Source organism: Verrucomicrobium sp., from assembly GCA_028283855.1.
Taxonomy (GTDB): domain Bacteria; phylum Verrucomicrobiota; class Verrucomicrobiia; order Methylacidiphilales; family GAS474; genus GAS474.
In genome coordinates this window covers 38,576-63,852 of record JAPWJX010000001.1, presented here as the reverse complement: position 1 = coordinate 63,852, position 25,277 = coordinate 38,576, and the positions used below count along the sequence as shown (strand labels likewise).

The 25,277-nt window shown below is 67.8% G+C and carries 30 protein-coding genes; 13 read left to right on the top strand and 17 right to left on the bottom strand.

Annotated features, from left to right (window positions below; translation table 11 throughout):
* Positions 1–564 (bottom strand): orotate phosphoribosyltransferase, encoded by a 564-nt coding sequence (pyrE, locus tag PW734_00365; protein MDE1169657.1) that lies wholly within the window; start codon positions 562–564, stop codon positions 1–3.
* Between the two features lie 41 nt (positions 565–605).
* Here pyrE and PW734_00360 point away from each other — a divergent pair, with 41 nt between their 5' ends.
* Complete coding sequence (locus PW734_00360; protein MDE1169656.1) at positions 606–1,001, top strand: hypothetical protein; 396 nt, start codon at positions 606–608, stop codon at positions 999–1,001.
* A gap of 19 nt (positions 1,002–1,020) precedes the next feature.
* Here PW734_00360 and PW734_00355 read toward each other — a convergent pair whose 3' ends face one another.
* From PW734_00355 to PW734_00340, 4 genes are all read right to left on the bottom strand, one after another.
* Positions 1,021–1,410: a Rid family detoxifying hydrolase gene (locus PW734_00355; protein ID MDE1169655.1), complete on the bottom strand. Its 390-nt coding sequence runs from the start codon at positions 1,408–1,410 to the stop codon at positions 1,021–1,023.
* Positions 1,382–1,921, bottom strand: coding sequence for a hypothetical protein (locus tag PW734_00350; protein MDE1169654.1), 540 nt, complete (start codon positions 1,919–1,921; stop codon positions 1,382–1,384). Before PW734_00350 ends, PW734_00355 begins: the two co-directional genes overlap by 29 nt.
* Positions 1,922–1,957: 36 nt before the next feature.
* Complete coding sequence (locus PW734_00345; GenBank protein MDE1169653.1) at positions 1,958–2,590, bottom strand: hypothetical protein; 633 nt, start codon at positions 2,588–2,590, stop codon at positions 1,958–1,960.
* A 63-nt stretch (positions 2,591–2,653) separates the two neighbouring features.
* On the bottom strand, positions 2,654–3,121 hold the full coding sequence (locus PW734_00340; GenBank protein ID MDE1169652.1) for a hypothetical protein: 468 nt from the start codon (positions 3,119–3,121) through the stop codon (positions 2,654–2,656).
* A gap of 78 nt (positions 3,122–3,199) precedes the next feature.
* Between PW734_00340 and PW734_00335 the strand changes: the two genes are divergently transcribed.
* Positions 3,200–3,772 carry a BsuPI-related putative proteinase inhibitor gene (locus tag PW734_00335; protein MDE1169651.1) on the top strand — a complete coding sequence of 191 codons (573 nt, stop codon included), beginning with the start codon at positions 3,200–3,202 and terminating at the stop codon, positions 3,770–3,772.
* Positions 3,773–3,775: 3 nt separating this feature from the next.
* On the opposite strand, the gene PW734_00330 is transcribed toward PW734_00335, so the two are convergent.
* From PW734_00330 to PW734_00310, 5 genes are read right to left on the bottom strand one after another with little or no spacing between them, the layout of a single operon-like run.
* Positions 3,776–4,738, bottom strand: coding sequence for a VTT domain-containing protein (locus PW734_00330; protein MDE1169650.1), 963 nt, complete (start codon positions 4,736–4,738; stop codon positions 3,776–3,778).
* An 18-nt stretch (positions 4,739–4,756) separates the two neighbouring features.
* The gene (locus tag PW734_00325) at positions 4,757–5,326 is read right to left on the bottom strand and encodes a hypothetical protein (protein ID MDE1169649.1); all 570 of its coding nucleotides are present in this window, start codon (positions 5,324–5,326) and stop codon (positions 4,757–4,759) included.
* Positions 5,327–5,362: 36 nt separating this feature from the next.
* On the bottom strand, positions 5,363–6,112 hold the full coding sequence (locus tag PW734_00320) for an inositol monophosphatase family protein (protein MDE1169648.1): 750 nt from the start codon (positions 6,110–6,112) through the stop codon (positions 5,363–5,365).
* Between the two features lie 8 nt (positions 6,113–6,120).
* Positions 6,121–6,483 carry a hypothetical protein gene (locus PW734_00315; protein MDE1169647.1) on the bottom strand — a complete coding sequence of 121 codons (363 nt, stop codon included), beginning with the start codon at positions 6,481–6,483 and terminating at the stop codon, positions 6,121–6,123.
* A gap of 12 nt (positions 6,484–6,495) precedes the next feature.
* Positions 6,496–7,707, bottom strand: coding sequence for a sulfite reductase subunit alpha (locus tag PW734_00310; protein ID MDE1169646.1), 1,212 nt, complete (start codon positions 7,705–7,707; stop codon positions 6,496–6,498).
* 57 nt (positions 7,708–7,764) lie between these two features.
* Here PW734_00310 and PW734_00305 point away from each other — a divergent pair, with 57 nt between their 5' ends.
* The 4 genes from PW734_00305 to purD are packed head-to-tail and all read left to right on the top strand — an operon-like array spanning position 7,765 to position 10,942.
* A complete protein-coding gene (locus PW734_00305) occupies positions 7,765–8,301 on the top strand; it encodes a hypothetical protein (protein MDE1169645.1) in 537 nt (178 codons plus the stop codon).
* Positions 8,302–8,306: 5 nt separating this feature from the next.
* The gene (locus PW734_00300; protein ID MDE1169644.1) at positions 8,307–8,816 is read left to right on the top strand and encodes a hypothetical protein; all 510 of its coding nucleotides are present in this window, start codon (positions 8,307–8,309) and stop codon (positions 8,814–8,816) included.
* A gap of 54 nt (positions 8,817–8,870) precedes the next feature.
* Positions 8,871–9,671, top strand: coding sequence for an MBL fold metallo-hydrolase (locus PW734_00295; protein ID MDE1169643.1), 801 nt, complete (start codon positions 8,871–8,873; stop codon positions 9,669–9,671).
* Positions 9,671–10,942 carry a phosphoribosylamine--glycine ligase gene (purD, locus tag PW734_00290; GenBank protein ID MDE1169642.1) on the top strand — a complete coding sequence of 424 codons (1,272 nt, stop codon included), beginning with the start codon at positions 9,671–9,673 and terminating at the stop codon, positions 10,940–10,942. Before PW734_00295 ends, purD begins: the two co-directional genes overlap by 1 nt.
* A gap of 442 nt (positions 10,943–11,384) precedes the next feature.
* On the opposite strand, the gene PW734_00285 is transcribed toward purD, so the two are convergent.
* Positions 11,385–11,582, bottom strand: coding sequence for a hypothetical protein (locus PW734_00285; GenBank protein MDE1169641.1), 198 nt, complete (start codon positions 11,580–11,582; stop codon positions 11,385–11,387).
* A gap of 122 nt (positions 11,583–11,704) precedes the next feature.
* On the opposite strand from PW734_00285, the gene PW734_00280 reads away from it, so the two are divergent.
* Together PW734_00280 and htpX are read left to right on the top strand one after the other, a co-directional pair.
* Positions 11,705–12,613: a S41 family peptidase gene (locus PW734_00280; protein MDE1169640.1), complete on the top strand. Its 909-nt coding sequence runs from the start codon at positions 11,705–11,707 to the stop codon at positions 12,611–12,613.
* 56 nt (positions 12,614–12,669) lie between these two features.
* Positions 12,670–13,578: a protease HtpX gene (gene htpX / locus PW734_00275; GenBank protein MDE1169639.1), complete on the top strand. Its 909-nt coding sequence runs from the start codon at positions 12,670–12,672 to the stop codon at positions 13,576–13,578.
* A gap of 1 nt (position 13,579) precedes the next feature.
* Here htpX and PW734_00270 read toward each other — a convergent pair whose 3' ends face one another.
* From PW734_00270 to PW734_00250, 5 genes are read right to left on the bottom strand one after another with little or no spacing between them, the layout of a single operon-like run.
* A complete protein-coding gene (locus PW734_00270; GenBank protein ID MDE1169638.1) occupies positions 13,580–14,542 on the bottom strand; it encodes a DJ-1/PfpI family protein in 963 nt (320 codons plus the stop codon).
* Between the two features lie 14 nt (positions 14,543–14,556).
* Positions 14,557–15,717 carry a CDP-diacylglycerol--glycerol-3-phosphate 3-phosphatidyltransferase gene (pgsA, locus tag PW734_00265; protein ID MDE1169637.1) on the bottom strand — a complete coding sequence of 387 codons (1,161 nt, stop codon included), beginning with the start codon at positions 15,715–15,717 and terminating at the stop codon, positions 14,557–14,559.
* 11 nt (positions 15,718–15,728) lie between these two features.
* A complete protein-coding gene (rimO, locus tag PW734_00260) occupies positions 15,729–17,141 on the bottom strand; it encodes a 30S ribosomal protein S12 methylthiotransferase RimO (GenBank protein ID MDE1169636.1) in 1,413 nt (470 codons plus the stop codon).
* Complete coding sequence (locus PW734_00255; GenBank protein MDE1169635.1) at positions 17,122–17,817, bottom strand: helix-turn-helix domain-containing protein; 696 nt, start codon at positions 17,815–17,817, stop codon at positions 17,122–17,124. Before PW734_00255 ends, rimO begins: the two co-directional genes overlap by 20 nt.
* A gap of 46 nt (positions 17,818–17,863) precedes the next feature.
* The gene (locus PW734_00250) at positions 17,864–20,350 is read right to left on the bottom strand and encodes a DNA translocase FtsK (GenBank protein ID MDE1169634.1); all 2,487 of its coding nucleotides are present in this window, start codon (positions 20,348–20,350) and stop codon (positions 17,864–17,866) included.
* A gap of 104 nt (positions 20,351–20,454) precedes the next feature.
* On the opposite strand from PW734_00250, the gene PW734_00245 reads away from it, so the two are divergent.
* Genes PW734_00245 through PW734_00225 form a run of 5 tightly spaced genes read left to right on the top strand, consistent with a single transcriptional unit; the run spans position 20,455 to position 24,588 of the window.
* A complete protein-coding gene (locus PW734_00245) occupies positions 20,455–20,955 on the top strand; it encodes an STAS domain-containing protein (GenBank protein ID MDE1169633.1) in 501 nt (166 codons plus the stop codon).
* A 15-nt stretch (positions 20,956–20,970) separates the two neighbouring features.
* Positions 20,971–22,434, top strand: coding sequence for a SpoIIE family protein phosphatase (locus tag PW734_00240; protein ID MDE1169632.1), 1,464 nt, complete (start codon positions 20,971–20,973; stop codon positions 22,432–22,434).
* A 15-nt stretch (positions 22,435–22,449) separates the two neighbouring features.
* Positions 22,450–22,989 (top strand): nucleotide exchange factor GrpE, encoded by a 540-nt coding sequence (locus PW734_00235; protein ID MDE1169631.1) that lies wholly within the window; start codon positions 22,450–22,452, stop codon positions 22,987–22,989.
* 1 nt (position 22,990) lies between these two features.
* A complete protein-coding gene (gene dnaJ / locus PW734_00230) occupies positions 22,991–24,154 on the top strand; it encodes a molecular chaperone DnaJ (GenBank protein MDE1169630.1) in 1,164 nt (387 codons plus the stop codon).
* Positions 24,151–24,588 (top strand): DUF4019 domain-containing protein, encoded by a 438-nt coding sequence (locus tag PW734_00225; protein ID MDE1169629.1) that lies wholly within the window; start codon positions 24,151–24,153, stop codon positions 24,586–24,588. The genes dnaJ and PW734_00225 overlap by 4 nt, the downstream gene beginning before the upstream one ends.
* On the opposite strand, the gene PW734_00220 is transcribed toward PW734_00225, so the two are convergent.
* A complete protein-coding gene (locus tag PW734_00220) occupies positions 24,585–25,277 on the bottom strand; it encodes a M23 family metallopeptidase (protein ID MDE1169628.1) in 693 nt (230 codons plus the stop codon). The two genes, PW734_00225 and PW734_00220, sit on opposite strands and share 4 nt — an antisense overlap.

Below are 25,277 nucleotides of genomic sequence, written 5' to 3'. Positions count from 1 at the left end.
TTATTTGCTCCCGGGTTTTATGGCGGGAACGCCGCGCAGGTCGTCCGGGACGGCGTCGGCGGGAAAGGTTTCCACATGCAGGCGCAGGAGGCTGAAGAACGGCACGCCGAAGTCGACCGGCGGCTCCCCGCTGCGGTCGACGATGGCGGCGACGCCCGCGACTTCCGCCCCGGCGGCGCGCAGAAGGGCCATCGTCTCCCGCACGGCACCGCCGGTGGTGACGACGTCCTCCGCGACGAGGAAGCGGGTGCCCGGCTCGATCGGAAAGCGGCGGATGACCAGCTTCCCCTCCTGCTTTTCGGCGAAGATGTGGCGGGTCTTCAGGTGGCGGGCCACTTCCTGGCCGACGAGGATGCCTCCCATGGCGGGCGAGGCGATGGCGTCGAAGGAGAGTCCCTTCACCTTGGCGGCCAGGTCGCCGCAGAGTTCCGCCGCCAGGGCGGCGTGCTGGAGGAGGAGGGCGCACTGGAAGAACTGGCGGCTGTGCCGCCCGGAACGGAGGATGAAATGCCCTTCCAGGAGGGCGCCGGTGTCACGAAAGGCCTGCAGGGGGTCTAAGGGCATGGGGGAGAGGAAATAGCCGAATTATATAGTAGGAGGACTTTATGGAAGAGCCGAAGCTTCATCAGGTCAAGTTCACCAACGACGCCTTCGAGGCGCGGGACGACCGGCAGCGGGCCGACATCGCCGAGCTGGGCATCGTGGCCGGCCGGAGTGAGGAAGGCCCCGTGGGCAAGTTCACCCAAGCTTTCGCCCGCCTGCGGCAAACGATTCTCGCCGCCGTCTTCCAGCGCCAGGCCACTCTGGATCAGACGGCCCACGACCACGTGGTCCGGGAAAAACTGGAGGAATGGATGGAGCGCCCGCTCCGCGAGCACCAGGCGAAGCACCCCTCCCCCGATCTTACCGCCATCCGGCAAAACGCCGCGGAAATGCGCCATGCCGCGCCCCAGGCGGGAAAAGCCGCGGACGGCCCGGACCACCGGCGGGAAGCGGCCTAGGCCGTCCCCTTCTTTCTTCTTAAGCCCCGGCGTGGGCGACTACTTCGATCTCGACGCGGGCGTCGCGCGGGAGCTTGGCCACCTGGAAGGTGGACCGGGCGGGCGGCGCGGAGGCGAAGTGGCGGGCGTAGACCTCGTTCATCGCGGCGAACTCGGCCAAGTCGGCCATGAAGACGGAGGCTTTCACGACGTGGGCCAGAGTCAGCCCCTCGACGGCCAAAAGGGCGGTGATGTTTTTGATCGCCTGTTCGGTCTGGGCGGCGATGCCCTCCGGGAAGGCGCCGGTGGCCGGATCGGTCGGGATCTGGCCGGAAAGGAAGACGAGGTCGCCGACGCGGACGCCCTGGGAATAGGGACCGATGGCCTGGGGGGCCTTGCCCTCAGGCGCTTGGATGATTTTCTTGCTCATAGGCTTGGGGAGGATGCTCGTCGATGTGGGGATGCTCGATCATGAGCGCGGCGGGCGTCTCCGTCGGCGCTTCCAGGTAGAAGTTGGAACGGTATTGGTAGGGCATGAGGAGGCCGATGAGGGCTTCCTTCCACGCGCCGTCGACCCAGTAGGGGTCGCGGGTGAAATGGCCGTCGGTGCCGAACTCGGCCCACAGCCAGGTGTAGCTGCCGATCTCTTCCGCGAAGCCGCCGGTCTGCGCGACGACGAGGGAGATTTTCTCCGGGCCGTGCTGCTCCACCTGGCAGACCAGTTCCCCCCCTTCCCGGATCTGCCAGCGCATGTCCCAGCATTGGGAGCCGTCGTCATGGGTCCAGCTGGCGCCGTGCTTTTGCAGGAGGACGGTGAGCGCCTGGGCGAATTGGCGCCACTCGTCCTCGCTCCACACGGGGGGCTGGAGGATGGCCTGGACCCGCTTCAGCCGCCAGCGCCACTCGTTGAAGAGGCGGCGCAGTTCGGTCGTCGAAAGCATCCGAAGGGCGGGGCGCTAAGGGCTTGGAGCCGCTTGCTACTGGTGGGAGACGGAGGAGGAGGAGGAGGACGAACGGCCGCGCAGGGACTGGAGGTCCTTGTGGTCGGAAGCCAGGTCGGCGGCGAGGCGGTCGGCGACGGCGCGCAGGCGCGTCAGCTCTTCCTGCTGGCGCTCGACATCGTCGCTCAGGCGCTGCACCTCGGCATGGGAGCGGGTGAGGTCTTCCTTGAGGCCGATCACTTCCGCGTCATACCGCTTGTTGATGGCGACGAGGGACTGGCTCTGCGCCTTCACGCGGCCGAAGAGGATGTACCCGCCGTAGGCGGCCAGGCCGGTGACCAGGATGAAGGCGATGAGGATGGAGTAGGTGACGGTGGCCAGCACGTTGCCGAAGCTTTGCTGCTCCCGGCTCTGGCGTTCGGCGTTGCGGCGGAAGTCTTCGATGTTCTGAGGAGTGGGCATAGTTTTAGATTGGGGTTTGTCGGCCGGCGCGGCGGATGCGGCGGGCTCCGCGGCGGCAGGGGCGCCGGCGGGACGGGTGAAGGAGCGTTTCTTGGCTTCCTCGGAAGGGGCCACGGTGCTCTTCAGCTTGGGAGCGCTGGGACCCTTGAGGAAATCGAAGTCGACCGGATGGGGCGTCTTGGAGGAGGAATCGGGCTCGGAAGGCATATAAGGACCGTCTTTAAGAATGGATCATCCGGGCGGGGAATCAAGTCCCTTCCTTTTTTTGCACTATTTGCGTTTTAAGTTCTCCTTCGCCTGGGCTTGGAGAAGGGCGATTTCCTCCGGCAGAACGCCGCGGGGGATGAGGAAGTCGCCGCTGGAAAGGGCGGCGTCGATGACGGGCGCGTAGACGATCCGCCCATCCAGGAAGACGACCAGGATTTTCCCCTCATGCTGCATGGTGGCGGAGGAAAGGGCGATCGCCGCGTGGCGGTTGAAGTGGAGAAGGGCTCCCTGCTCGCCGCCGGGGCCGGAGTAAGCCTCCGCGCCGACGAGGTCCCGTTCGGAGGCTTCCGGGGCGGGATTGACGTAGACGGTCTGGTCCGGGTTCTGCAATTGCACGGGCACCGACTGGTTGGAGGAGCCGGCGCCTTCCGTTTCCAGGCAGATGCGCAGGGAGACGGAGGGCGGCTTTGCCCCGGCCCAGGCGGGGGCAAAGGCGGCCAGCCACCACACGGCGCAGAAGAGGATCCGCATGGCCTGGGAACATGGGGCAGCCAGTTCAAGGTTGCAATCCGTAAAGGGGATCCCGAAAATGCGCGGCTCCCGGACCCTATGCGCCGCCTCCTTTCCCCCCTCCTCTTGCTGGCCTGCGCCGCCGCGCCGCTCCACGCCGTCGACATCAGCCCCAGCCGGGACCATGAGCCGAATCAGACGGACGCCTCCGGCCAGCGCTTCAGCATTTTTTCCAGCGATCCCACCCGCATCCAGAAGGCCAACTCGATCGACTTCCGGGACTTCCAGACCAAGCTGGAGCTGAACCCCGCCACCGTGAGCCTGAGCGGCACGGAGCGGGATCCCTCCCTGGCCAACAACGTCCGCGCCACGCTGAGCGTGAAGAACACGGGAAAGCAGACCTATACTCTCTCCTTCCCGAACACGCAGCGCTACGAGATCGCGATCAAGAATCCGGCGGGGCAGACGGTCTACCGCTGGTCGCTGGACAAGAAGTTCCTGGACCAGGTGGGGCTGGTGATGATCAATCCCACGGACAAGATCGCCTACGCGGAGACGATTTCCTTCAACGCCCTCTACGCGCCGCTGGAGACGGGCACCTATACCGTGGAGTTCGCCATGGCGAATTATCCCGAGGTGACGGCGAAGGCGACGTTCACCGTCACTCCCTAAGCGTTAGGCCGGGAGCGGCTCCAGCCCCTCCGCCGGGACGGTGGGCATGCCCAGCTTTTCCCACGCTTCCAGGCCGCCGTGCAGCAGGCGGACCGACTTGGCCCCCCGGCGGCGCAGCATCCGCACGACGTGGGCGGAGGCCTGGTCCCGCGGGCAGTCGCAGTAGACGATGAGGGAGCGCTCCATCGGCACCTTTTCCAGGTTGTTCGCCTCGATCTCCTGGTAGCCGACGTGGCGCGCGCCGGGCAGCATGACGGGGCGCAGCTTGAAGTTGATGGGGTGGCGGATGTCGAGGAGGACCAGGTCTTCCCCCCGGTCTAGCATTTCCTTGAGCGCCTCCACGGTCACGGCCTTCTTCAGCTCCTGGCCAAGCTGGTAGAGGTAGATGCGGCGGTGGGCGAAGGTCCAAAGCAGGAAGGCGCCGACCACGCACGCCAGCACCTCCGCCCAGTTTTCCTGCAGGAAGGCGCCGATGCGCGCCGGATCGGGCATGGCCGCGCCCAGCCCCAGGCCCGCCAGGAGCGGGAGCAGGCCCCAGAAGAGGGAGCCCGCCGCGTCGTAGGCAAAGAAGCGCCGCGCGGAAATGCCGACGGCGCCCGCCAGCGGAGGGGCCAGGGTGTTGAGGCCGGGGACGAACTTGGCGAAGAGGAGCGCGGAAGCCCCGTAGCGCATGAAGACGCCCTTGGTCTGGGAGATGCAGGTGTTCGGCTTCCAGGAGAGGCGGCAGACGAAGTGGAGGATATGGACGCCCTTGGAACGGCCCAGGTAATACCAGATGCCGTCGGCCAGCAGGCAGGCGACCAGGATCAGGCCCACGCAGGAAAGGAGGCCGAACTTGCCGGAGGCGACGAGGGTCCCCGCCGCCAGAATGACGGGCATGGCAGGGATGGGGACGCCGAGCTGCTCGGCCAAAATCCAGGCGAAAAGGCCGGCGTAGCCGATCTCGGAAACGGAAGGGAGGTGCACGGCGCGACGCTAGGCGATTCACCGCGCGGGCGCCACATCCTTGTTGATCAGTTCCTTGACCTGATCGACGGTCAGGGAGGGGCCGTTGCCGCCGCCGGGCTTGATCTGCTTGGCCAGGGCCGCGTCGCTCTGGGCGGAGAGGCGGTCGATCGCCTGCCGGATGAGGTCTTCTTCCCGGCCGCGGTAAAACTTGTCGTCAAAGAGGTGATCGAATTTGGACACGGGGGCCTGTCCCGGCAGCGGCGCCACGGTGGTGCTGGAGAAGGGCGCGGTCTTTTCCTGGAGGGAGGAGGAGGTCTGCGCCAGGGCCACGGCGGGGGTCCGGTATTCCTTGGAAAAATCGACGGCCGGAGCGTAGATCTGCCGCCCGCCCAGGCTGGCGGTGCGGAAGGTCCAATCGGACGAGGGGAGCGCGAAGGATTTTTCGAAGCCCGGGGCGATCCCGCCGAAACCGTCCGCCTCCTTCAGCTCGAAACGTTTGGCCGACAGGGGGCTGACCTTGTTCGGGTCGAAGGAAAAGTCGATGCCTTCCGCCCGGGCGAAGCCGGCCGGCAGGACGAGCCAAAGCAGCAGGAGCCCCTTCTTCACCCCGCCAGGATGGCGGAAAGAAGCCGGAAAACAAGCCTACCAGGCCCGGACGGGGACCTTGCCGTTGCTGGCGATGAGGGAGTAACCCTTGCCGTTGGGCAGCGGGCTCAGGTCGACGTGGCCGCCGGCCTCCTGGATGAAGAGGACGCCTCCGGCGACGTCCCAGAGGTTGATCGTCCGCTCCAGGTAGATGTCCAACCGCCCGGAGGCGACGTAGGCCAGGTCGAGCGCCGCGCTGCCGTTCATGCGCAGCTTGCGGGCGTTGAGGCCGTAGTATTTGGTCAGCTCAATGCTCTGCTCCAGGGTCTCGTTGCTCTTGGAGAAGCCGGTGGAGACCATCGCCTCCTTCAGCTGGGTGCGGCTGCTGACGGAGAGGCGGCGGCCGTTGCAGAAGGCCCCCTGCCCGCGCCAGGCGGTGAACAGCTCGTCCCGGTTCGGGTCCAGGGTGACGCCCAGGATCGTCTCCCCCTTGTGCTGGAGGGCGATGGCGACGCAGAAGTGGGGGAAACCGTAGAAGAAGTTCACCGTGCCGTCGATCGGGTCGACGATCCACTGGTATTCGGAGGCGCCCAGCGGGCTGCCGCCTTCCTCGCCAAAGACGGTGTGGTCCGGGAAGGCCTTTAGCAGGTGCTCCGTGATGAGGTCCTGGCAGTCGCGGTCCAGGCGCAGCTTGATGTCGTGGTCCAGCGCGGCGTCGACGTCCAGGGGGCCGCCCAGGGCGTCGCGCTGCACCTTGCCCGCCGCGCGCGCGGCGGCGACGGCCTCATTGAGAAAACGTTCGTCCATAGGATAAATCAGGGAAGGAATCCCTCGTTCTTCAGGTAGTTCATGATGCGGATGCGCTCCTCTTCGGAGGCCTCCTCGTCGAAATAGACGACCTCTTTGCCGTCGACCTCGACGATCTCGATCTCGTGCCCCTCCACGGACATCGCGGTGCGCCGGCCTTCCTGCACGGCCGATTCCTCCCCCGCGGCTTCCATCTCCGCGGCCCGCTGCTTCTGCGCTTTCTGCAGGAGGGCGGCGGCCTTGTAGAAGAGGATCTGCGCGTGGAGGAGCTTCCGCGCCAGGCGGCGCAGCCACAGGAAGTTGACGGCCAGCAGCACCGCCACGGTCACGGAGGAGCCGAGGACCAGCCAGGAAAAGAGGGAGTGCTTCACCTTCTCCGTCTTTTAATAGACGTCCTTCAGGTACCGCTTCTCGGTCTTGGCGAAGGTCGTCTCGATGTAGGCCTGGGCCTCCTCCTGGGGGAGCTTGCCGTGCTCCGCGGCGATGGAGATGAGGGCTTGGTGGACGTCCTTGGCCATCCGCTTGGCGTCGCCGCAGACGTAGAAGTAGGCGCCTTCCTGGAGCCATTTCCACATCTCGGCGCCGTTCTCGCGCATGCGGTCCTGGACGTAGACCTTCTGCTCCTGGTCGCGGGAGAAGGCGGTGTCCAGACGGGTAAGGAAGCCGTCCTTTTTGTAATCCTCGAACTCCTCCTCGTAGAGGAAGTCGCTGGCGCGCTGCTGGTCGCCGAAGAAGAGCCAGTTGCGGCCGGTGGCCCCGCGGTGGCGGCGTTCCTGGAGGAACGCGCGGAAGGGGGCGATGCCGGTGCCGGGACCGACCATGATGATCGGCGCGTCGTCGGCGGGCAGGTGGAAATGCTTCGTCGGCTGGACGTAGACGGGCACCTCCCGGGAGCCGACGGGGCAGTGGTCGCCCAGGTAGCCGGAGGCCAGGCCGGTCTTCCAGCGGTTATGCGTCTGGTAGCGGACGACGGCCACCGTCAGGTGGACGTGCTCCGGATGGACGGTGCCGGAGGAGGCGATGGAGTAGAGGCGGGGCAGGGACTTGTTGATCAGGCTGACTAGCTCCTCCGCCGTCAGGGTGACGCCGGGGTGCTCGACGAGGACGTCGACCAGGTCGCGGGTGAAGACGTAGTCGTCCAGCGCCTCCTCATTCGCGCAGACGGCGTCGAGGGCGGCTTTCTTCTCGCCCGCGGGCAGGCGCTCCGCCAGGCCTTTGACGAATTTCTTGCCCACGCGGTTGACGATGTAGTTCTTGATGAGGGCCTCGCGCACGGGAATGTTCCCGGCGGGACCAGCGACGGGGGCGGCGGGGTCGATCTTGAGCAGGCGCAGGATCTCGTCCACCAGGGCGGCGGGGTTCTTCGCCAGGACGCCCAGGGAATCGCCCACGCCGTATTTCAGGCCGCTGCCGGAAATGTCGACGACGATGTGGCGGGTGTCCTTGTTCGATCCGGCCTTGGAAAGGAGTTTGTTCTCCGAAACGAGGGCGAGGAAGGGGTTGTTGCGGGACCAGGGCTGGACGACGGGAGGGGTGGCGGTTTCGGTCATGGCGGGGAGGGTCTTGTTTAGCAGCAGGGAGGGGGTCGATTCCAATTTCTTTTTGTGTTTTCCGGCCCGGGCCGCTCTAAATAGCCGAATTAATCCGTAACTATGAACCTGGACCTCTCCACCTTCCCCGTGACTTGGGAGCCCGACGTGACCAAGCTGCCCACCCCCCTTCTGCCCCTCTACGGGAAGAACGGGGCGCAGGATCAGGAGATGCTGAAAGAGGTCGCCGCAGCCCAGACCGTCTCTTTCCAGGAGCCGAAGGAGCTGGCCGCCGCCATCGTCACCGCCGCCGTTTCCATCGCCAGCGGCAAGTCGCTCTTGGAGAAAAAATCCCCTTCCGAACAGGCCCGCACCGAGGTCATTCGCGACACCTTCGTGGCCGAGTATTCCCTGGCCAAGCTAACCCGCCTGGCCCGCGAATCGGGCCGCGACGCGGAGATCCGCCCCCTCGTCGAGCCGACGGTCCAGGCCTACCTCAATCCGCCGAACGATCCGCTGGCCCGCCGCTTTTCCGAGAAGGTCATCGCCGCCCTGGAAAGCTCCGGCTACATCCCGCCCCAGGGCAATCCGTGGGAAGCGGCCAAGCGCCCCGCCACTCAGCAGGAACAGGGCGGCCCCGAGCAGTCCCGCACGAAGTAAGCCCCATGGCTTCTTCCCTGGCCGCCGTCGAAGCGCAGGTGCGCCAGGCCTGGTGCCGGGAAACCACCTACTACAAGGAGACCTGGACCCCGGACAATCCGGCGGCGGGCCACTGCGCCGTCACCGCCGCCTGGGTCCAGGAAAAGCTGGGCGGGGAAATCGCCCACGTCCTGATCGACGACCGGGGCTTCCACGACTCCCATTTCTTCAACATCCTGCCGGACGGCCGCCGCGCCGACCTGACGCGCGGGCAGTTCTCCCCCGACGTCCGATTTGACCCGCCCCTCTCCGCCTCCAACGAGGAGCTCCTTGCCGCCACCGCCGCCATGCTGCGGCAGGAAAAGTTCGAGGGATCCGCCCGGGAATTCATCCTGAGCTATCCCGCGACGAAGGCCCGTTACGACCTCCTCAAAGCCCGCTGCGAAGCCGCCCCACCGGCCGATTTCCGCCGCGCGCGCGAAGTGGCCCCTCTCCCCGGCGATGCCGCCCCCGACCTTTCCCGCAAAACCAAGTAATTAACGGCGGGAATAGTTGCCATTTAAGGAGTATTTCCCTACCCTGGCGGGGAGATGTTCCGTCGCGCCTGGGTTTTGCTCATTTTGGCCATTTCGATGGCCTTGGGCGGCGTTTCCCTCCATGCGGAAAAGAAAGAAGAGACCGCGGCGGCCTCCGCATTGACCCTCCGCAATTACGGCCATGCCTTCATTTATCTGATTACCTCCACGGGGGTCCGCATCGCCATCGACCCCTACGCGGAAAGCTCCGCCCTCACCTACAAGTTCCCCGTCCAGCTGCCGGCCGACGTCGTCCTCATCAGCAACGAGACCCTGGACCACGACGGCAGCATCCGCCTCTCCGGCAGCCCGCAGATTTTCTCCAGCGTCACCGCCATCGGCCTGAACAACGCGCGCGGCCTCCTCTTCCGCGGCGTGCCCACCTTCCCCTCCCGCAACGACGAGGTCCACGGCATCACCAACGCTGCCTTCACCTTCACCCTGGACGGCATCCACTTCTGCCACCTGGGGGCGATCGGCCACCCGCTGACGCCCACGCAGCGGGCGCAGATCGGCTCCGTCGACGTCCTCTTCCTGCCCGTCGGCACGCCCAACCTGAACCCCGCGGAGCTGGCCAAGATCGTCGAGGACACCGGCGCCCGCATCATCATCCCCATCGCCTACCGCACGAAATACTCGGCCGACATGAAGCTTCGCTCCCTCCAGGAGTTCTTCGCCGGGCTCCCTTCCAAGCCTTTGGTGAAGGACCTGAAAGGCTCGGCGGAGCTTTCCCTCAAGCCCGCCGACCTGCCGGAAAAGCCGACCTATTACCTTCTCCCCGTCGTACAGATGGTGGACGAAGACGACGCCCAATAATGAAGGTCCTGGTCATCGGCTCCGGGGGGCGGGAGCACGCCATCGCCTGGCACGCGCGGAAAGACCCGCGCGTCACCGGGCTTTTCATCGCCCCGGGCAACGCGGGCACCGCCCAGCTGGGCACGAACCTCCCCATCGCCGCCAACGACCTGCCCGGCCTCCTGGCCTGGGCGGAAAAGGAGCGGCCGGACTGGACCATCGTCGGGCCGGAGGAGCCGCTCTGCCTCGGCGTCGTCGACCGCTTCGCGGAAAAGGGCCTGGCCGCCTTCGGCCCCAACCAAAGCGCCGCGCGGCTGGAGGGAAGCAAGGCCTTCGCCAAGCGCCTCTTCCTCAAGCACCGCCTGCCCACCGCCGCCGGCGCGATCTTTTCCGACCCCCTGGAAGCCTACGCGCACAGCCAAAAGGCCCCCTACCCGCAGGTCATCAAGGCCGACGGGCTGGCGGCGGGCAAGGGCGTCGTCATCGCCAAGAACCCGGACGAGGCGGCCAAGGCCATCTACCGGATCATGGAGCGCCGCGCCTTCGGCGACGCGGGCCGGGAAGTCGTCATCGAGGAATGCCTCACCGGGCCGGAGATCTCCGTCCTGGCCGTCACCGACGGGAAAACCTACCAGCTCCTCCCCCTGGCGCAGGACCACAAGCGCGTGGGCGACGGCGACACCGGCCCGAACACCGGCGGCATGGGCGCCTACGCGCCCGCCCGCTTCCTGGACGAGGCCACGCGCCGCCGCATCGAGGAAGAGGTCCTGGCCCCCCTCCTGGCCGCGCTGCCGAAGGAAGGGATCGACTACAAGGGGATCCTCTACGCCGGCCTCATGCTGACGCCGACCGGCCCGCAGCTCCTGGAGATCAACTGCCGCCTAGGCGATCCGGAGACGCAGGTCATCCTCCCCCTTTTGGAAACGCCGCTGGTCGACATCGCCGCCGCCGTCGCCCGCGGGGAGCTGGGCTCCCTGGAACTGCGCTTCAACGACCTGAGCGCCCTGGGCGTCGTCGCCGCCGCCCCCGGCTACCCGGAAGCGCCCCGCCTCGACGGGCCGATCGAAGGCATCGACCTTCCCGCCACCGGCAACCGCTACGTCTTCCACGCCGGCACCGGCACCAAGGGAGGCCGGACCGTCACCCGCGGCGGCCGCGTCGCCACCGCCGTGGCGTGGGACCGGGACCTTGAAACCGCCCGCCGCCACGCCTATGAGTTGGTGGAAGGCATCGGCTTCGCGGGGAAAGTCTTCCGCCGCGACATCGGCGCCCGCGCCCAGCAAAAAACGTGACCATGCGCCGCTCCGCCTCCCTTTTCCTCAGCGCCCTCTGGGCCGGCGCGGCCCTATCGGTGCCCGCGCGGGGACAGGAGCCCTTTCCCACGCCGTCGGCCGTCCTGGCCCAGGACGACGCCATCCTCCCCGCCCTCCCCGTCGAGCCGCCGGAGACCGCCCCCGCGAAAAAGAAGGCCCCCAAACCCGCCGACGCCGCCGACGCGGAAGAGATCCGTTCCGCCAAACCGCTGGAACCGGCCGCCGCCGATGACGACGCCACCGTGAAGCCCGCCGTGGCCGTCACGCCGCCCCCCGCCAAGAAGGAAAAAGCCAAGAAGGCCCCCGCCAAGAAAACCGCCAAGGCAAAGCCGGAACCCGTGGCGAAGGCCAAGCCGGTCCCCCCCTCCCCGCCGCCCGTCACCGTCCCGGCGGAGATGATCCCGGACGACGAGATCATCCTCTACGCCACCCCCGTCGAGCCTCCCGCCGCCCCCGCGCCGGAAATCGTCCTGCCCGCCCAGGAAGAAGTCCTGCCCGCCGCCGCCGTTCCGCCGCCCCCTCCGCTCACCCTCACGCCTAAAAAGCCCGCGCCCGCCCCGCTGCCGCCCCCGGCGGTGGTGGTCCAGCCGCCCGCGCCGAAGGCCAAGATCGAGATCACCCTTCCCGCCACCGCCGCGTCCCCCGCGCCGGACGCCTCCCACGGCGCGATCTACGCCCTGCTGGAAAAGAACTATTACGATCCCGCCCTCCTCCGCAGCTCCGGCCTGGAAAAGGTGCCGAATGAGAACATCGGCCGGGAACTCTTCCGCCTGCCCGGCGTCCGCATCGTCCCCGCGGCGGAAAAGGAAAGCGCCCCGACCACCCGCACCAACCTCCTGCCCGGCCGCATCGGCTACTGGCGCGCCCCCGGCCTGGCCGCGCCCAACGGGCGGCTGGCCGCGCCTCTCCCGCCAGCTGCGGGAATGGAACCAGGGCGGCCCGGAGCGGGCCATCAACGGCCTGATCCTCGACCTGCGGGGCACCACCGCCCCGTCCGACTTCGCCGGAGCCGCCCGCCTGGCCGCCCTCCTCATGCGCCCGGAAAAGGCCCTCTTCACCGTCGACGGCCCGCAGACCATTCTGAAGTCCTACAAGACCCAGGCCTCCGACGAGGCGGCCACCGTCTACGACGGCCCTCTCGTCGTCCTCGTCGACGCGGGCACGCGCGGCGCGGCGGAGGCGCTGGCCGACGTGCTGCGCCGGGAACGGAACGCCATCCTCGTCGGCCAGGCCACGCCGGGGGAGGCCGCCCTCTTCGGCGACTTCCGGCTGGACGAAAGCCGGGTCCTCCACATGCCGGTGGCCGCCGTCCGCCGCCCGGACGACCACCCCTTCCTGGGCGAGCCGATCACCCCGGACATCGCCGTCAGCGTGACGCCGGAAGAAGAGCGCCTGGCCCTGGCCCAACTCGACACCACCTCCCCCGCCGAGGTCATCGCCTCCACCTCCGCCCCGCCGGAGGTCAACGAGACCATCCTGGCCCGCGACCAGAGCCCGCAGGCGGAAGCCATCCGCCGGGCGGGCAGAAAATCCCCGGCCGCGGCCGAATCCAAACCCCTGGCGCCCAAGGACATCATCCTTCTCCAGGCCGTCGACGCCCTCAAGGCGATCACCGTCCTCCCCACCTTCTCCCGGCCCGCCGCGGAGTAGCTTTCCAGTTTCACTTGCGCGGGGGATAAGGGCTCCTAAACTGAGCTTCCCAACCCATGAAACGCATCCTCCTTTTCATCCTCACCAACATCGCCATCCTGGCGGCGATCACCATCGTGACCCGCCTCCTGGGGGTCGACCACTGGCTCTACGCCAACGGCATCAGCTACACGGAACTCCTCGGCTTCTCCCTGGTCTGCGGCTTCACCGGCAGCTTCATCTCCCTGGCCATGTCCAAGTGGATGGCCAAGATGGCCTACCAGATCCAGGTGATCGAAAAGCCCTCCAGCGAGGCCGAGCAGTGGCTCGTCGACACCGTCCGCAGCCAGGCCGCCAAGGCCCGCATCGCCATGCCGGAAGTGGGCATCTACGACAGCCCGGAGGCCAACGCCTTCGCCACCGGCCCCTCCCGCAGCAATTCCCTGGTGGCGGTCAGCACCGGCCTCCTCCACACCATGACCCGGGAGGAAGTGACCGGCGTCCTGGCCCATGAGATCACCCACGTCTCCAACGGCGACATGGTGACCATGACCCTTCTCCAGGGCATCCTGAACACCTTCGTCATCTTCCTCTCCCGCGTCTTCGCCTTCTTCCTGGACCGCGCCCTTTCCGGCGGCCGCGAGGAGCGGGGGGAAGGGATCGGCTTCTTCCTGGCCAGCCTGGCCTTCCAGATCCTCTTCGGCTTCCTGGCTAGCCTGGTCATCTACGCCTACTCCCGCGCCCGCGAATACCGGGCCGATGCCGGCTCCGCCGCGCTGGAAGGGAAAGGGCCGATGCTGGCCGCGCTGCGCCGCCTGAAGGAGATCACCGAGGTGCAGGTGGCGGCGGGCGCGCCCGTGGTCGACAACCGCGCCCCGGCCTTCAACGCCTTCAAGATCAACGGCGCCCCGCGCCACGCCTCCCTCTTCGCCGACCACCCGTCGCTCGACGACCGGATCGCGGCGCTGGAGAAGCTGCCTAGCTAAGCTAGGTCAGCTCGTTCTGGAAGAACTCGACCACCTCGCCGCCCGGGGCCTTCACGAAGGAGATGCGGACGGGGACGGGGTAGGCCTCGTTCGGGATCGTCACGTCGGCGGGCGCGCGCTGCTCCGTCGCCCCCGCCGCCAGGGCGGCCGCGTGGGCGGCGTCGACGTCCGGCGTGCGGAGGGCGAAGTGGAGGATTCCTCCTTCCGCCGGAATCTCGCCCAGCCGGGCCTCCCGCTCGAAGACTTCCAGGTAGTTGCCGTCGCCGCTGTCGAGCATCGCCGCCCGGCGGGCGTCGTGCTTCCAGGCGACCTTCTCGGTGAAGCCCAGCTTCTTGTAGAATGCGATCGTCTCGTCGTAATTCCGCACCTGGATGGCGGTGTGGTGGAAACCGCCGCCCAGCACGGGATTGCGGTGGCCCTGGGCGCAGACGCCCTGGTTGACCTTGCGGACGGCCTCCTCCCCCAGGAGGCGCCGGACGATCTCGTAGGAAAACTCCAATGCCGCGCCCGCCGCCAGGCCGGTGATGAGCTTGCCGGAGACGACGACGCGCTGTGTGCCCCGGAGCCGGGCGGGCGGCACCTTCGCCTGCTCGGAGGGATGGCAGGTGAGCGGCGCGTCGGGAAAAAAGCCGTGTTCCAAAAGGACCGTGGGCGCGGCGCAGAGGGCGGCCACCCAGCGATCCGCGGCGGCCTGCCGCTCCAGGACGGCCTTCACACGGTCGTCGACCTTCAGGTGGGCGGTGCCGGGTCCGCCGCCGGGGAGGACGACGACGTCGAAGTCGTTCCGCAGGACTTCGTTGAGGTCGACGTCCGCCAAGTGGCGCGTGCCGCGCGCGGCGGTGATGACGCCGGGGACCAGGCCCGCCGCCGTCACCGTAAATTCAGCGCGGCGCAGGATGTCGATGACAGTGATCCCCTCGATCTCCTCGAAACCGGGGGCCAGAATGACCAGGGCGGAAGGCATGGCCCCACTATAGCTTAAGAAACGGGCGTGGCGACCGCTCCGTTCACGCGCTGGCGCAGGGCGGCGAAGGCGGCCTCATCCATCGCGGGAACGGAAGGGCGCCCGGCCCAGTCGGCGGGCGCTTCCGTCCAGGAACGGCAGCCGCCGAAATTCTTCTGCCAAGGAACGGTGACCGGCTCGTCCAGGCGGTATACGCGCAGGACGAAGCAGTGGAGGCCGGGCTCTTTCCAATCGAACCGCTCGCGCATCGCCTCGGTGGTCCAGTGATGGAACGGGGCCAGGGCCTCGACCTCTTCCCAGCGGGTCAGGTAGCGGACCTCGGCCACCTCCGCCCAGGCGGAGAGGGTGACGGGGGCCTCGTCAGCGGCGTGCTCCGGAGGGAGGACGGCGCCGGGCTTCAGCTTGCCCTCTTCCTCATGGAAGCGGGTGGGCAGGAGCCAGAAGCGCTCGTGGACGGGCTGGAAGCCGCTTTTCCCCTCCGCGATGCCTCCCTTGCGCAGAATGACGGCCTGTTCCCCCTTGGCGAGGGCGGCGACGACGGAGCGCCATTCCTTGAAGGCGGGGCGGGAGGATTCCTCCGTCTCCGCCGCGTCGGCGAAGAGGCCGCGGTTCTTGTAGAAATAAATCGCCCCGGAGCCGACGGTGATGCCCAGGGTGATCCAGAGGAGGAGCGGCTGGACGAAGTCGAGGAGGGAGAGGAAGTGGCTCTCGCCGATGCCCAGCTCGTCCGCGCTTTCCAGGATGAGGGCGACGGTGACGAAGGCCATCTGGGAGACGGTCTTGTGCTTGCCCGCCCGCTCGGCGGCCATGATGAAGCCCTGGTTGGCGGCGACGATGCGCAGGCCGGTGATGAGGAATTCCCGCGCGATGATGGTGACGACGACCCACATGGGCGCGCCGACCTGGTCCCCCATGAGGCCGATGAAGGCGGCGCTGATGAGGATCTTGTCCGCCAGGGGATCGAGGAGCTTTCCCAGGTCGGTGATGAGGCCGTAGCGGCGAGCCAGCGCGCCGTCGAGCCAGTCTGTCAGGCTGGCGACGACGAAGATGGCCAGGGCCAGGGTGCGGCTGTAGGGAAAGTCGAACGACATCGCCGCGACGAAGAAGACGCAAAGGCCGAGCCGCCCCAGGGTGAGCTGGTTCGGCAGGTTCAGGGCGACGCGGAAACGGTGCATGCAGTCGTTCCTTAGATAACCTTGGCCAGGAGGTCGTAGCCGCGGCAGCCGGTGACTTCCACCTCCACGAACGTGGAGACGGGTGCCTCCCCGGAAAGGATGACCTGGCCGTCGACCTCCGGGGCGTCCCCCTGGGTGCGGCCGATGCCGGGCTTTTCCACCAGGACGCGCAGGCGGCGGCCGACGAAACGCTCGCCGACGCTCTCCGCCAGGTCGCGCTGGAGGGCCATGGCCTGGTTCCAGCGGGCTTTCTTAACCGGCTCCGGGAGCTGCTCTTCCATCTTGGCGGCGCGGGTCCCTTCCTCCTGGGAGTAGCGGAAGACGCCCAGGCGGTCGAATTCGGTCTCTTTGATGAAGCCGAGGAGGGTCTGGAAATCGTCCTCCGTCTCGCCGGGGAAGCCGACGATGAAGGTGGTGCGCAGGGTGACGCCCGGGATCCCCTTGCGGATGCGGGCGACGAGGTCGCGGACGTATTCTTCCGAAGTCTCCCGGCGCATCGCCTCCAGCATGTGCTGGGAGATGTGCTGGAGGGGCATGTCGACGTAGCGGGCCACCTTGTCGCACTGGGCGATGGTTTCGATCAGCTCGTCGCTCCAGTGGGCGGGGTGGGTGTAGAGGAGGCGGATCCAGAAGTCCCCCTCGACGGCCTGGAGGGCGCGCAGGAGGTCGCAGAGAGTTTCGCCGCGCGTGGAGTCGATCTTCTGGCGCGGGCCGGCCTTCTCCTCCCACCGGTCCATGCCGAAGTAGGTGGTGTCCTGGGAAATGAGGTTGAATTCCTTGACCCCGGCGGCGGCCAGGCGGCGCACTTCCTCAACGATGGAGGCGATGCTGCGGCTGCGGTGGCGGCCCCGGATCTGCGGGATGATGCAGAAGGCGCAGGGGTGGTTGCACCCCTCCGCGATCTTCACGTAGGCGCTGTGCTGCGGCGTGAGGCGGAAGCGCGGCGTGTCGTAGTCCGGGATGTAGCGGGAATTGGGGGTGACGAAGTTTTCCGGCGCGTCGGCGGCCTTCTCCTTGCCCAGGAGCCCCTCGATGATGGGGGCCACCTTGGTGATCTGGTCCAGGCCGATGAAGGCGTCGACCTCCGGCATGAGCTTGGGCAGCTGCTTGGAGAAGCGCTGGGCCATGCACCCGGCGACGATGAGCTTCTGCCCGCCCCGGCGGCGGTGCATGCCGCGGTCGCGGTTGGCCTCGAAGATGGCCTCGATGCTCTCCTCCTTTGACTCGTCGATGAAGGAGCAGGTGTTGACGATGAGGACGTCGGCCTCCGCCGCGTCCGGCGTCATGGCCATGCCCGCCTGGTGGAGGTGGCCGATCATGATTTCCGAGTCGACGAGGTTCTTGGCGCAGCCCAGGGAGATGAGGCCGACTTTGACCGTCGCCTCGGCGGCGGCGGCGGGGGGCTCAGGGAGTGGTGATTTCATGGCTGGCGGCGGGAGTCGGGGTGGGGTTGGGATGGGCGGGCGCGGAGACGGCGGCCGCCGAGGCGGGGACGGGCGAAGCGGGAGCGATGGGGACGGCCTTGGCCACGGGCTCGTCCGGGGCGGGCGCGGCCGCTGCCGGAGTCCCGGGGGTGACGATGGCCGTCGCCTTGGCCACGGGCTCGTCCGCCGGATCAGCGGGGACGGCGGGCGGAGTGGGCACCGGATCGATGGCAGCCGCCGCGGGCGCCGCGGCAGAAGGCGCCGGAGCGGAGGAGGGCAGTACCTGGCGGATGCGGATGGCCAGGATGAGGAGGACTGCCCCGGCCATGAGCAGGGCGGCCAGGAAGGTGAGGCGGCGGAGGAACCGGGGCTGGCTGAAGCGGCGCTCCTCGTTCCGGTCGATGTAGGGGAGCGGCGCGGGGTAGGCGGGGGAGTCTTCCTTCTTCAGCAGCACCTGGTCGAGGTCGCGCAGGACGGCTTCCTCGTCCAGGCCGAGGGTCCGCGCGTAGATGCGGACGAAGCCCCGGACGTAGGCGGGGGCGGGAAATTGGTCGTATGCCTCCGCTTCCAGCTGGAGGAGCTGCTGTTCCTTGATCTTGGTGAGCTTGGCGGCGGCCTTGGAGGTCAGGCCGCGGGCGGCGCGCGCTTCGCGCAATTGGGTACCGACGCTTTTCATCGTTATGAAAGGGGAATTCGTCACGGTATCAAGGGGAAGGGGTTTATCAACCCGCAAAGAGGCTTTCGGGATCGAACTGGTCGAGGTCGACCAGGATTTCGCGCGGCTTGGCGCCGTTTTCCGGCCCCAGGACGCCGTTGCGCTCCAGGAAGTCGACGACCCAGGCGGCCCGGTTGTAGCCCAGGCGCAGGCGGCGCTGGAGCATGGAGGTGCTGGCCCGCTTTTCCTGGCGCATGACTTCCATGCACTGAAGGACGAGCTCCCGGTCCTCGTCGGAAACGGCCTCGCCGCCCCCGCCGCCGCCGGGGTTGAGCTTGCGGTGGATTTCCGAGTCGAAGGTGTTGGGGGCCTGCTTGGCCGCGGCCTCGACGACGCGCAGGACTTCCTCGTCCGAGACGAAGGCCCCCTGCCCGCGAAGGGTCTTCCCGGAGCCGGGGGGGAGGTAGAGCATGTCGCCCTTGCCCAGGAGGTTTTCCGCGCCGTTCTCGTCCAGGATGACGCGGGAGTCGAGGGCGCTGGGCACCTGGAAGGCGACGCGGGAGGGGATGTTTGTCTTGATGAGGCTGGTGATGACCTCCCGGCGCGGGGTCTGCGTGGCGACGATGAGGTGGATGCCCGCCGCGCGCGCCTTTTGGCAGAGGCGGACGATGGCCGTCTCCACTTCGGCGGAGGTGGTCTGCATGAGGTCGGCCAGCTCGTCGATGATGACGACGATGTAGGGGAGGCGGTCGGGAATGTCGTCCGCGGGGGACTTCGGCGCGGGCGGCGCGCCCTCGTCGTCCGCCTCCCCTTCCCCGCCCTGCTGATCGAGCAGGTCCATCTGCTCCTCTTCCGACGCGGGCTTGGCCGGGGTGCGGACGCGGCCGTTGAAGGCGGAGATGTTCCGCACGCCGGTCTGGGCCAGGATGCGGTAGCGTTTCTCCATTTCCTTGATGACCCAGTTGAGGGCGACGAGGACTTTCTTCGGCTCGACGACGACGGGAACGACGAGGTGGGGCACCGCGTTGTAGACCTGCATTTCGACCTGCTTGGGGTCGACGAGAATCAGGCGCAGGTCGGCGGGGGTGAACTTGAAGAGGAGGGAGAGGAGGATCGAGTTGATGCAGACCGATTTGCCGGAGCCGGTCGTTCCCGCGATGAGGAGGTGGGGCATCTCCGCCAGGTCGGCGACGAGGGTCTGGCCGTAGACGTCCTTCCCCAGCGCCAAGGGGATCTTCCCCTTGGCCAGGGCGGCGGTCCACTCCGGCGTCTCGAAGAGGTCGCGCAGGACGACGGGGACCTTCGAGGTGTTCGGGATCTCGATGCCGACGGAGTCGCGCCCGGGGATGGGGGCCAGGATGTTGATCCGCTCCGCCTTGAGGGAGCGGGCGAGGTCCCGCTGGAGGCTGACGATGCGGTCGACCCGGACGCCGGGAGCGGGGTAGACCTCGTAACGGGTGATGGTGGTTCCCTTGGTGATGTCGCCCGGGGTCACCTCGATGCCGAAGGTGCGCAGGGTGGCGACGAGCAGTTCGGCGTTCTCCCGCAGCTCCGCCTCCGAGGTGGCCTGGGGACGGGCGACGGCGTTGTTCTTCTGCAGGAGGTCGAGGGGCGGCAGGGCGTAGCCGGTGAAGTCGGGCACGGGGCCCGCCGGGACGGCGGCGGGCGCGGGGGCCTTCTTCGGCGCGCGCTTGGGGGCGGGAGCTGCCTCCGCGGCGGGCTCTTCCACCTCTTCCTCCGCCGGCGGTGCGGCCTGGACGGCGGCGGGCTCTGGTTCCGGCACGGATGCGGGGGTGTAGGAGGTGTCGATGACGCGGGGTTCCGGGATGGCCGCGGCGGCCGGGGCGGCGGCGGGCTGAGGGGCCTTGGCCAGGCGGGTGATCTTCTTCTGCAGGATCTGCTCTTCCTGGCGGAGGCGGCGCTCCGCCACGGCGATGCGGCCGGCGGAGCCCTCTTTTTTCTCCAGGCGGCTTTCCAGGTATTCCTGCCAGCTCTCCACGCACCACTCCGCAAAGGCGATGGCCAGCCCGATGGGCCGCTGCCGGAAGAGGAAGATGAAGGAGGTGATCGTCATCGAGCTAAGGAGGATCGCCGCGCCGGTCCGGCCCAGGAAACGGACCAGGAGAAAGGCGTTCAGGTTTTCCCCGAAGAAGCCGCCCACGCTCCCCACGTCGATCTTCCGCCGCCACCCGTCCGCGAAGCTGGGGGGCAGGTCGAGCAGGCCGCAGAGCCCGGCCAAAAAGAGTACGGCCCAAAAGAAACACTCCTTCCAGGGGATCTCCCACTTTCGGACGAAGGCGATGCTGGCCGTCAGGAGCAGCAGCGGGACGACATAGGCGGCCATGCCGAAGGAGGCAAAAAGGAAGAAGGAGAGGTAGGCCCCCACCGGACCGATGGCGTTGTTGATCTGGAGGTTGGCCTGGGAGGTGTTGACGCCGATGTCGTAGGCGTCATAGGAGAAGAGACTGAGGACAGTCAACAGCACCCCGCCGAAGCAGAGGATGCCCCAAACCTCGGCGTATGCATGAGTCGGGGTCGGCTTGGTGGCGGCCATCGGTAGAAGAAAATGAGTATCTTCCCCTTTTCACGCCGATTCAACCCAGAAGTGTCTCCTCCCCGACATTGACTCCCGGGGAGGCTTTGGCGCAGAGTACCTCTGTGGAAAAATCGACCGTCCAGGTAGCCCGCCGCGACAAGCTCGTCTATGTCCAGGTGCGGGGCCGGGGCTCCTTTCAGAACGCCGCCCATCTGAAGGGGTTTTGCGACGAAATGCTCAAGACGGGCGCCGAGGACTTCCTGATCGACCTCAAGGAGTGCAGCTATCTGGACAGCACCTTCCTGGGCATCCTGGCCGGCATCGGCCTGAAGCTGCGGACTGCCGGACACGGCCTGGTGGAGGTCATCCACGCCAGCCACCGCAATGCGGAGCTGATTCAGAATCTGGGCCTCGACCGCCTTTTCCGTTTCCACCTGAAGCCGCCCGAGTTTGAGGGCGTCTCCCTGGAACAGCTCGACGGGCCCGCCACGGGCCGCCAACAGACCGGCGCGCTCATGCTCCAGGCCCACGAGACCCTCATCAAGTGGGACCAGCAGAACGCGACCAAGTTCAAGGACGTCGTCGCCTACCTGCGCGAAGACCTCGGCCAGTCCGTCGATTAGGCTCCCGCATCGGCCATGATTCCCTGGCTGATCGTCGCCGCCCTTTTCCTTTCCGTCCTCTTCCTGGCCCGCCGCCGGGCCGCCCGGGACGCCCTCCAGCGGGAGGAGCTGCGGGCGGAGCTCCTGGTCCTCCAGGAGGAAAAACGGGTCTACTTCAGTTTCCTCCATGAACTGGGGGAGGCGATCAGCGAGGACCTCGACCAAAAGCTCCTCCTCCAGGTCGTCCTCCACTGCGCCACCAACGTGACCGACGCGCAGAGCGGCGCCCTCTACATGCTCGACGAGGAAGGGAAGACCCTCCGCCTGGCCGCCTTGGACGGCCCCTTCCCCCCTCCCCTGGCCGTGCCGCCGGACGCCGCCGACGACCTGGCCCGCGACCGCCTGCGCCTGGGCTCCTTCCTGCGCCGGGAGCCGGTCCCCCTGGAAAGCCCCGCCCCGCTGGCCGCCGCCGCCCGCAGCGGCAAGGCGGAGCTGATCCGCAGCGCGGCGAAGGACCCGCGCTTTCCCTTCTTCGAGCAGGAGCCCCTGCAGGCCCACTCCTACCTGGCCGTGCCGCTCGAATACCGGGGGGAGATCCTGGGCGTCATCGCCGCCGCCAACCGCCGGGACGGCCACGCCTTCACGGAGGCCGACCTGAACATCCTGCGCACGGTGGCCCAGCAGGCGGCCTACTCCCTCCACGTCGCCCGGCTCTCCATGCAGCTGGCGGAGAAGCGCAAGCTCGACTCCGACCTGGAGACGGCCCGGGAGATCCAACGCATCCTCCTGCCGGAAGCCTCCCCGCAGCTCGACCCCTTCAGCGCCGCCGCGCTGAATCTCCCCGCCCAGCAGGTCAGCGGGGACTACTACGACTTCGTCCCCGTGGGCGGCGGCCGCTGGGGCCTGGTCATCGCCGACGTCTCCGGCAAGGGGATCCCCGCCTCCCTCATCATGGCCATGTGCCGCAGCATGCTGCGGAGCATCGCGCCGCAGTCGGCCTCCCCGGCCCAGATCCTGCGCGAGCTCAACCGCCAGATCTTCCCCGACATCCGCGAGGACATGTTCATCACCATGACCTACCTGGTCCTGGACCCCGCCGCCGGGACCGTCCGCCTGGCCCGCGCCGGGCACGAGCCGCCCCTCCTCCACCGCCACGCCACCGGGAAAATCGAGGCGGTCAGCGCCCCCGGCCTGGCCCTGGGGATCGACCCGGGAGAAGTCTTCGACCAGATGATCGACGACGTCGAAATCCGCCTCGATCCCCTCGACACCCTCGTCCTCTACACCGACGGCCTCACGGAAACCCCCAACGCCCAGGGCCGCCAATTCGGCCAGGAGAACCTGCGGGCCGCCCTGAAGGAGTCCGGCTCCCAGAGCGTCGACTTCCTGGTGAAGGACCTGGTGGATCGGGTCCGGCAGTTCGGCCAGGACGGCTCCCAGGCGGACGACATCACCCTTTTGGCCCTCCAACGGCTGGACCCCGGGCAAAAAAACGCATAAACTCCCCCCTTCCCTATGAAAGAAGAGATCACCGGAGAAAATCCCGCCTACATCGTCGTCTCCTCCGCCCTGGCCAAGTCCTGGCAGGAGAAGGCCACCGAGGCCCAGGACAAAGCCGTGCGCACCCTGGCCGAATGGGACAATTCCCGCAAACGGATGGCCCGGGAAAAGGAAGACGCCATCCGCTTCGCCAACGAGGGCCTCTTGGAAACCCTCCTGCCCGTGGTCGACAATTTCGAACTGGGCATGATGGCCGCCAGCCAAGCCCAGGACGCCAAGGCCATCGCCGTCGGCCTGCAGATGGTCCTCGGCCAGATCCAGAACTTCCTCAAGGACTCCGGCCTGGAGGCCATCGACGCCGTGGGCAAGCCCTTCGACCCCCACCAGCACGAGGCCATCGGCCACGAGCCCTCCGACCAGCCGGAAGGCACCGTCATTTCCCAGCGCCGCAAGGGCTACTCCCTGAAGGGCAAGCTCCTGCGCCCCGCCTTGGTCGTCGTCTCCCAAGGCGTTCCGGAAAAGAAGGGCAAGAAGGCCGAGGCTTCCGCGAAGTAAAATGGCCTCCACCAAGCGCGACTACTACGAGGTGCTGATGGTCGAACGGACCGTCACCACCGAGGAACTCAAAAAGGCCTACCGCAAGCTGGCCGTCAAATACCACCCGGACAAGAACAAGGGGGACAAGGAGGCCGAGGAAAAGTTCAAGGAACTGGGCGAGGCCTACGAGGCCCTCAACGATCCCCAGAAGCGCGCCGCCTACGACCGCTTCGGCCACGCCGCCTTTGACGCGCGCGGCGGCGGGGGCGGGGCGGGAGGTTTCCACGACCCCTTCGACATCTTCCGCGAGGTCTTCGGCGGCGGCGGGGGAGCCGGAGGCGGCATCTTCGGCAGCATGTTCGAGGAAGCCTTCGGGGGCGGCGGCGGGCGGGGCCAGCGCGGCCGCGGCGCCGACCTCCGCTACGACCTGGAGCTGACCTTCGAGGAAGCCGCGCGCGGCTGCGAGAAGGAGATCACCTTCCACAAGCTCGACACCTGCCCCCACTGCACCGGCAGCGGCGCGGAGCCGGGCACCAAGGTCGTCACCTGCCCCACCTGCGCGGGCCAGGGCCAGGTCGGCGTCAGCCGCGGTTTCTTCACCGTGGCCCAGACCTGTCCCCGCTGCCAGGGCAACGGCCGCGTCATCGAAAAACCCTGCCACCGCTGCCGCGGAGAGGGCCGCATCCGCCACAAGGCCAGCGTCCGGGTCAAGATTCCCGCGGGCGTCGACAACGGCGCGCGGCTCCGCTCCTCCGGCCACGGGGAAGGAGGCTTCCAGGGCGGCGAGGCCGGGGACCTCTACGTCGTCCTCCACGTCGCCGAGCATGAGATCTTCAAGCGGGAGGGGAGCGACCTCTTCTGCGACGTCCCCGTCAGCTTCGCCCGCGCGGCGCTGGGCGGGGAGGTCAGCGTCCCCACCCTGGACGGCACCCCTGCCAGCATCAAAGTCACCCCCGGCAGCCAGAACGGCCGCATGTTCCGCGTGAAGGGCAAGGGCCTGCCGGACGTCCGCGGCCGCGGCCACGGCGACATGCACGCCCGCATCCTCATCGAGGTGCCCACCCACCTCACCGCCGAACAGCGGGCCAAGCTCCAGGAATTCGCCGAGATCTGCGACGAGAAGACCCACCCTCAACAGGAAAGCTTCTTCAAGAAGGCGAAGGACTTCTTCACCGCGCCATGACCTCCATTCGGAAAACCTTCCTCCTCCTGGCCTTCCTCCTCGCCTCCCTGGCCGGCACGGCGCGGGCCGCCGACGAAACGGCCGCCGCCGAGGCCGCCATGCAGCCCTGGCTGCAAAAAATCGACAACCACCTCTACGACCGCAGCTGGCAGGACGCCGCGCCTTCCTTCCAAAAGGCGGTCACGGAAAAGGATTGGGCGAACGCCCTGCAGACCGCCCGCGCGCCCTACGGGAAATGCCTGGGCCGCCGGATCGCCTCCGCCTCCCGGCAAACCGTCGTGGCCAGCCCCACCGGGGCGCAGCAGGGGGACTTCGTCCTCGCGCAATTTCACACCTCCTTCGAGCGGCTCCCCCGCGCGATCGAGACCGTCACGTTCGAGAAAGTCGGCGACGCCTGGAAGGCCTCCGGCTACTACATCAAGCCCGGGCCCTAATCGTCCCCCCACTTCTCCCATTGGGAGGCGGGAAGCAGTTTGACTCGGGACGGGCCGCCGTGCCGCGCGGCGACGAAGGCGCTGGGATTGAGCCAGGGACTTAGATCGTCCGCGTAGGCGCCGCCCAAGCCCAGCCCGATCACCCGCCGCACTTCCCAGTGAAGGTGTGCGGCGTAAGCCCCGTCGGCGTTGCCCACCTTGCCCAGGACCTCGCCCCGCTTCACCAGCTGGCCCGGCTGCACGGCGGTCTCGCTCAATTGCGCGAACATCATTTCCACCGCCGCCGGATCGGACCCGTCCGGCAGCCGGTAATCGACCAACACGACCTTTCCCCATCCCCCCTGGAAGTCGAGGGCCAGGACGACGCGGCCGTCAGCGGGGGAGCGGACCGGCTCGCCCAGGTCGCCGTTGCCCGGCGCGGTGTTCCAGTCCTCCCCGGCGTGGCCGTGGAAGGCGAAGGGCTTGGCGACAAAGGCCCCCTCCCCGTCCGGCGGACGCAGGGGAAAATCGAACCGCTCCGCCACCGGCATCTCCGGCAGGAGGTAGCGGGTGAAGAAGACGTTCCAATCGAGCCGCCGCCCCCAATCGTCCACGGGAGCCTGGGAAGGCTGCGCGGCCCAGTCCAGGAAGAGCCAGACGGCGCCGCACCACGCCGCCAGGAAGAGGCAGGAGAAGAGCCGCGCCCTCAT

Coding starts and splice junctions, on each gene's coding strand:
- pyrE (MDE1169657.1), bottom strand. CDS start 564: ATGCCCTTAGACCCCCTGCAGGCCTTTCGTGACACCGGCGCCCTCCTG.
- PW734_00360 (MDE1169656.1), top strand. CDS start 606: ATGGAAGAGCCGAAGCTTCATCAGGTCAAGTTCACCAACGACGCCTTC.
- PW734_00355 (MDE1169655.1), bottom strand. CDS start 1,410: ATGAGCAAGAAAATCATCCAAGCGCCTGAGGGCAAGGCCCCCCAGGCC.
- PW734_00350 (MDE1169654.1), bottom strand. CDS start 1,921: ATGCTTTCGACGACCGAACTGCGCCGCCTCTTCAACGAGTGGCGCTGG.
- PW734_00345 (MDE1169653.1), bottom strand. CDS start 2,590: ATGCCTTCCGAGCCCGATTCCTCCTCCAAGACGCCCCATCCGGTCGAC.
- PW734_00340 (MDE1169652.1), bottom strand. CDS start 3,121: ATGCGGATCCTCTTCTGCGCCGTGTGGTGGCTGGCCGCCTTTGCCCCC.
- PW734_00335 (MDE1169651.1), top strand. CDS start 3,200: ATGCGCCGCCTCCTTTCCCCCCTCCTCTTGCTGGCCTGCGCCGCCGCG.
- PW734_00320 (MDE1169648.1), bottom strand. CDS start 6,112: ATGGACGAACGTTTTCTCAATGAGGCCGTCGCCGCCGCGCGCGCGGCG.
- PW734_00305 (MDE1169645.1), top strand. CDS start 7,765: ATGAACCTGGACCTCTCCACCTTCCCCGTGACTTGGGAGCCCGACGTG.
- PW734_00300 (MDE1169644.1), top strand. CDS start 8,307: ATGGCTTCTTCCCTGGCCGCCGTCGAAGCGCAGGTGCGCCAGGCCTGG.
- PW734_00295 (MDE1169643.1), top strand. CDS start 8,871: ATGTTCCGTCGCGCCTGGGTTTTGCTCATTTTGGCCATTTCGATGGCC.
- purD (MDE1169642.1), top strand. CDS start 9,671: ATGAAGGTCCTGGTCATCGGCTCCGGGGGGCGGGAGCACGCCATCGCC.
- PW734_00280 (MDE1169640.1), top strand. CDS start 11,705: ATGAGAACATCGGCCGGGAACTCTTCCGCCTGCCCGGCGTCCGCATCG.
- htpX (MDE1169639.1), top strand. CDS start 12,670: ATGAAACGCATCCTCCTTTTCATCCTCACCAACATCGCCATCCTGGCG.
- PW734_00270 (MDE1169638.1), bottom strand. CDS start 14,542: ATGCCTTCCGCCCTGGTCATTCTGGCCCCCGGTTTCGAGGAGATCGAG.
- pgsA (MDE1169637.1), bottom strand. CDS start 15,717: ATGCACCGTTTCCGCGTCGCCCTGAACCTGCCGAACCAGCTCACCCTG.
- rimO (MDE1169636.1), bottom strand. CDS start 17,141: ATGAAATCACCACTCCCTGAGCCCCCCGCCGCCGCCGCCGAGGCGACG.
- PW734_00255 (MDE1169635.1), bottom strand. CDS start 17,817: ATGAAAAGCGTCGGTACCCAATTGCGCGAAGCGCGCGCCGCCCGCGGC.
- PW734_00250 (MDE1169634.1), bottom strand. CDS start 20,350: ATGGCCGCCACCAAGCCGACCCCGACTCATGCATACGCCGAGGTTTGG.
- PW734_00240 (MDE1169632.1), top strand. CDS start 20,971: ATGATTCCCTGGCTGATCGTCGCCGCCCTTTTCCTTTCCGTCCTCTTC.
- PW734_00235 (MDE1169631.1), top strand. CDS start 22,450: ATGAAAGAAGAGATCACCGGAGAAAATCCCGCCTACATCGTCGTCTCC.
- dnaJ (MDE1169630.1), top strand. CDS start 22,991: ATGGCCTCCACCAAGCGCGACTACTACGAGGTGCTGATGGTCGAACGG.
- PW734_00225 (MDE1169629.1), top strand. CDS start 24,151: ATGACCTCCATTCGGAAAACCTTCCTCCTCCTGGCCTTCCTCCTCGCC.
- PW734_00220 (MDE1169628.1), bottom strand. CDS start 25,277: ATGAGGGCGCGGCTCTTCTCCTGCCTCTTCCTGGCGGCGTGGTGCGGC.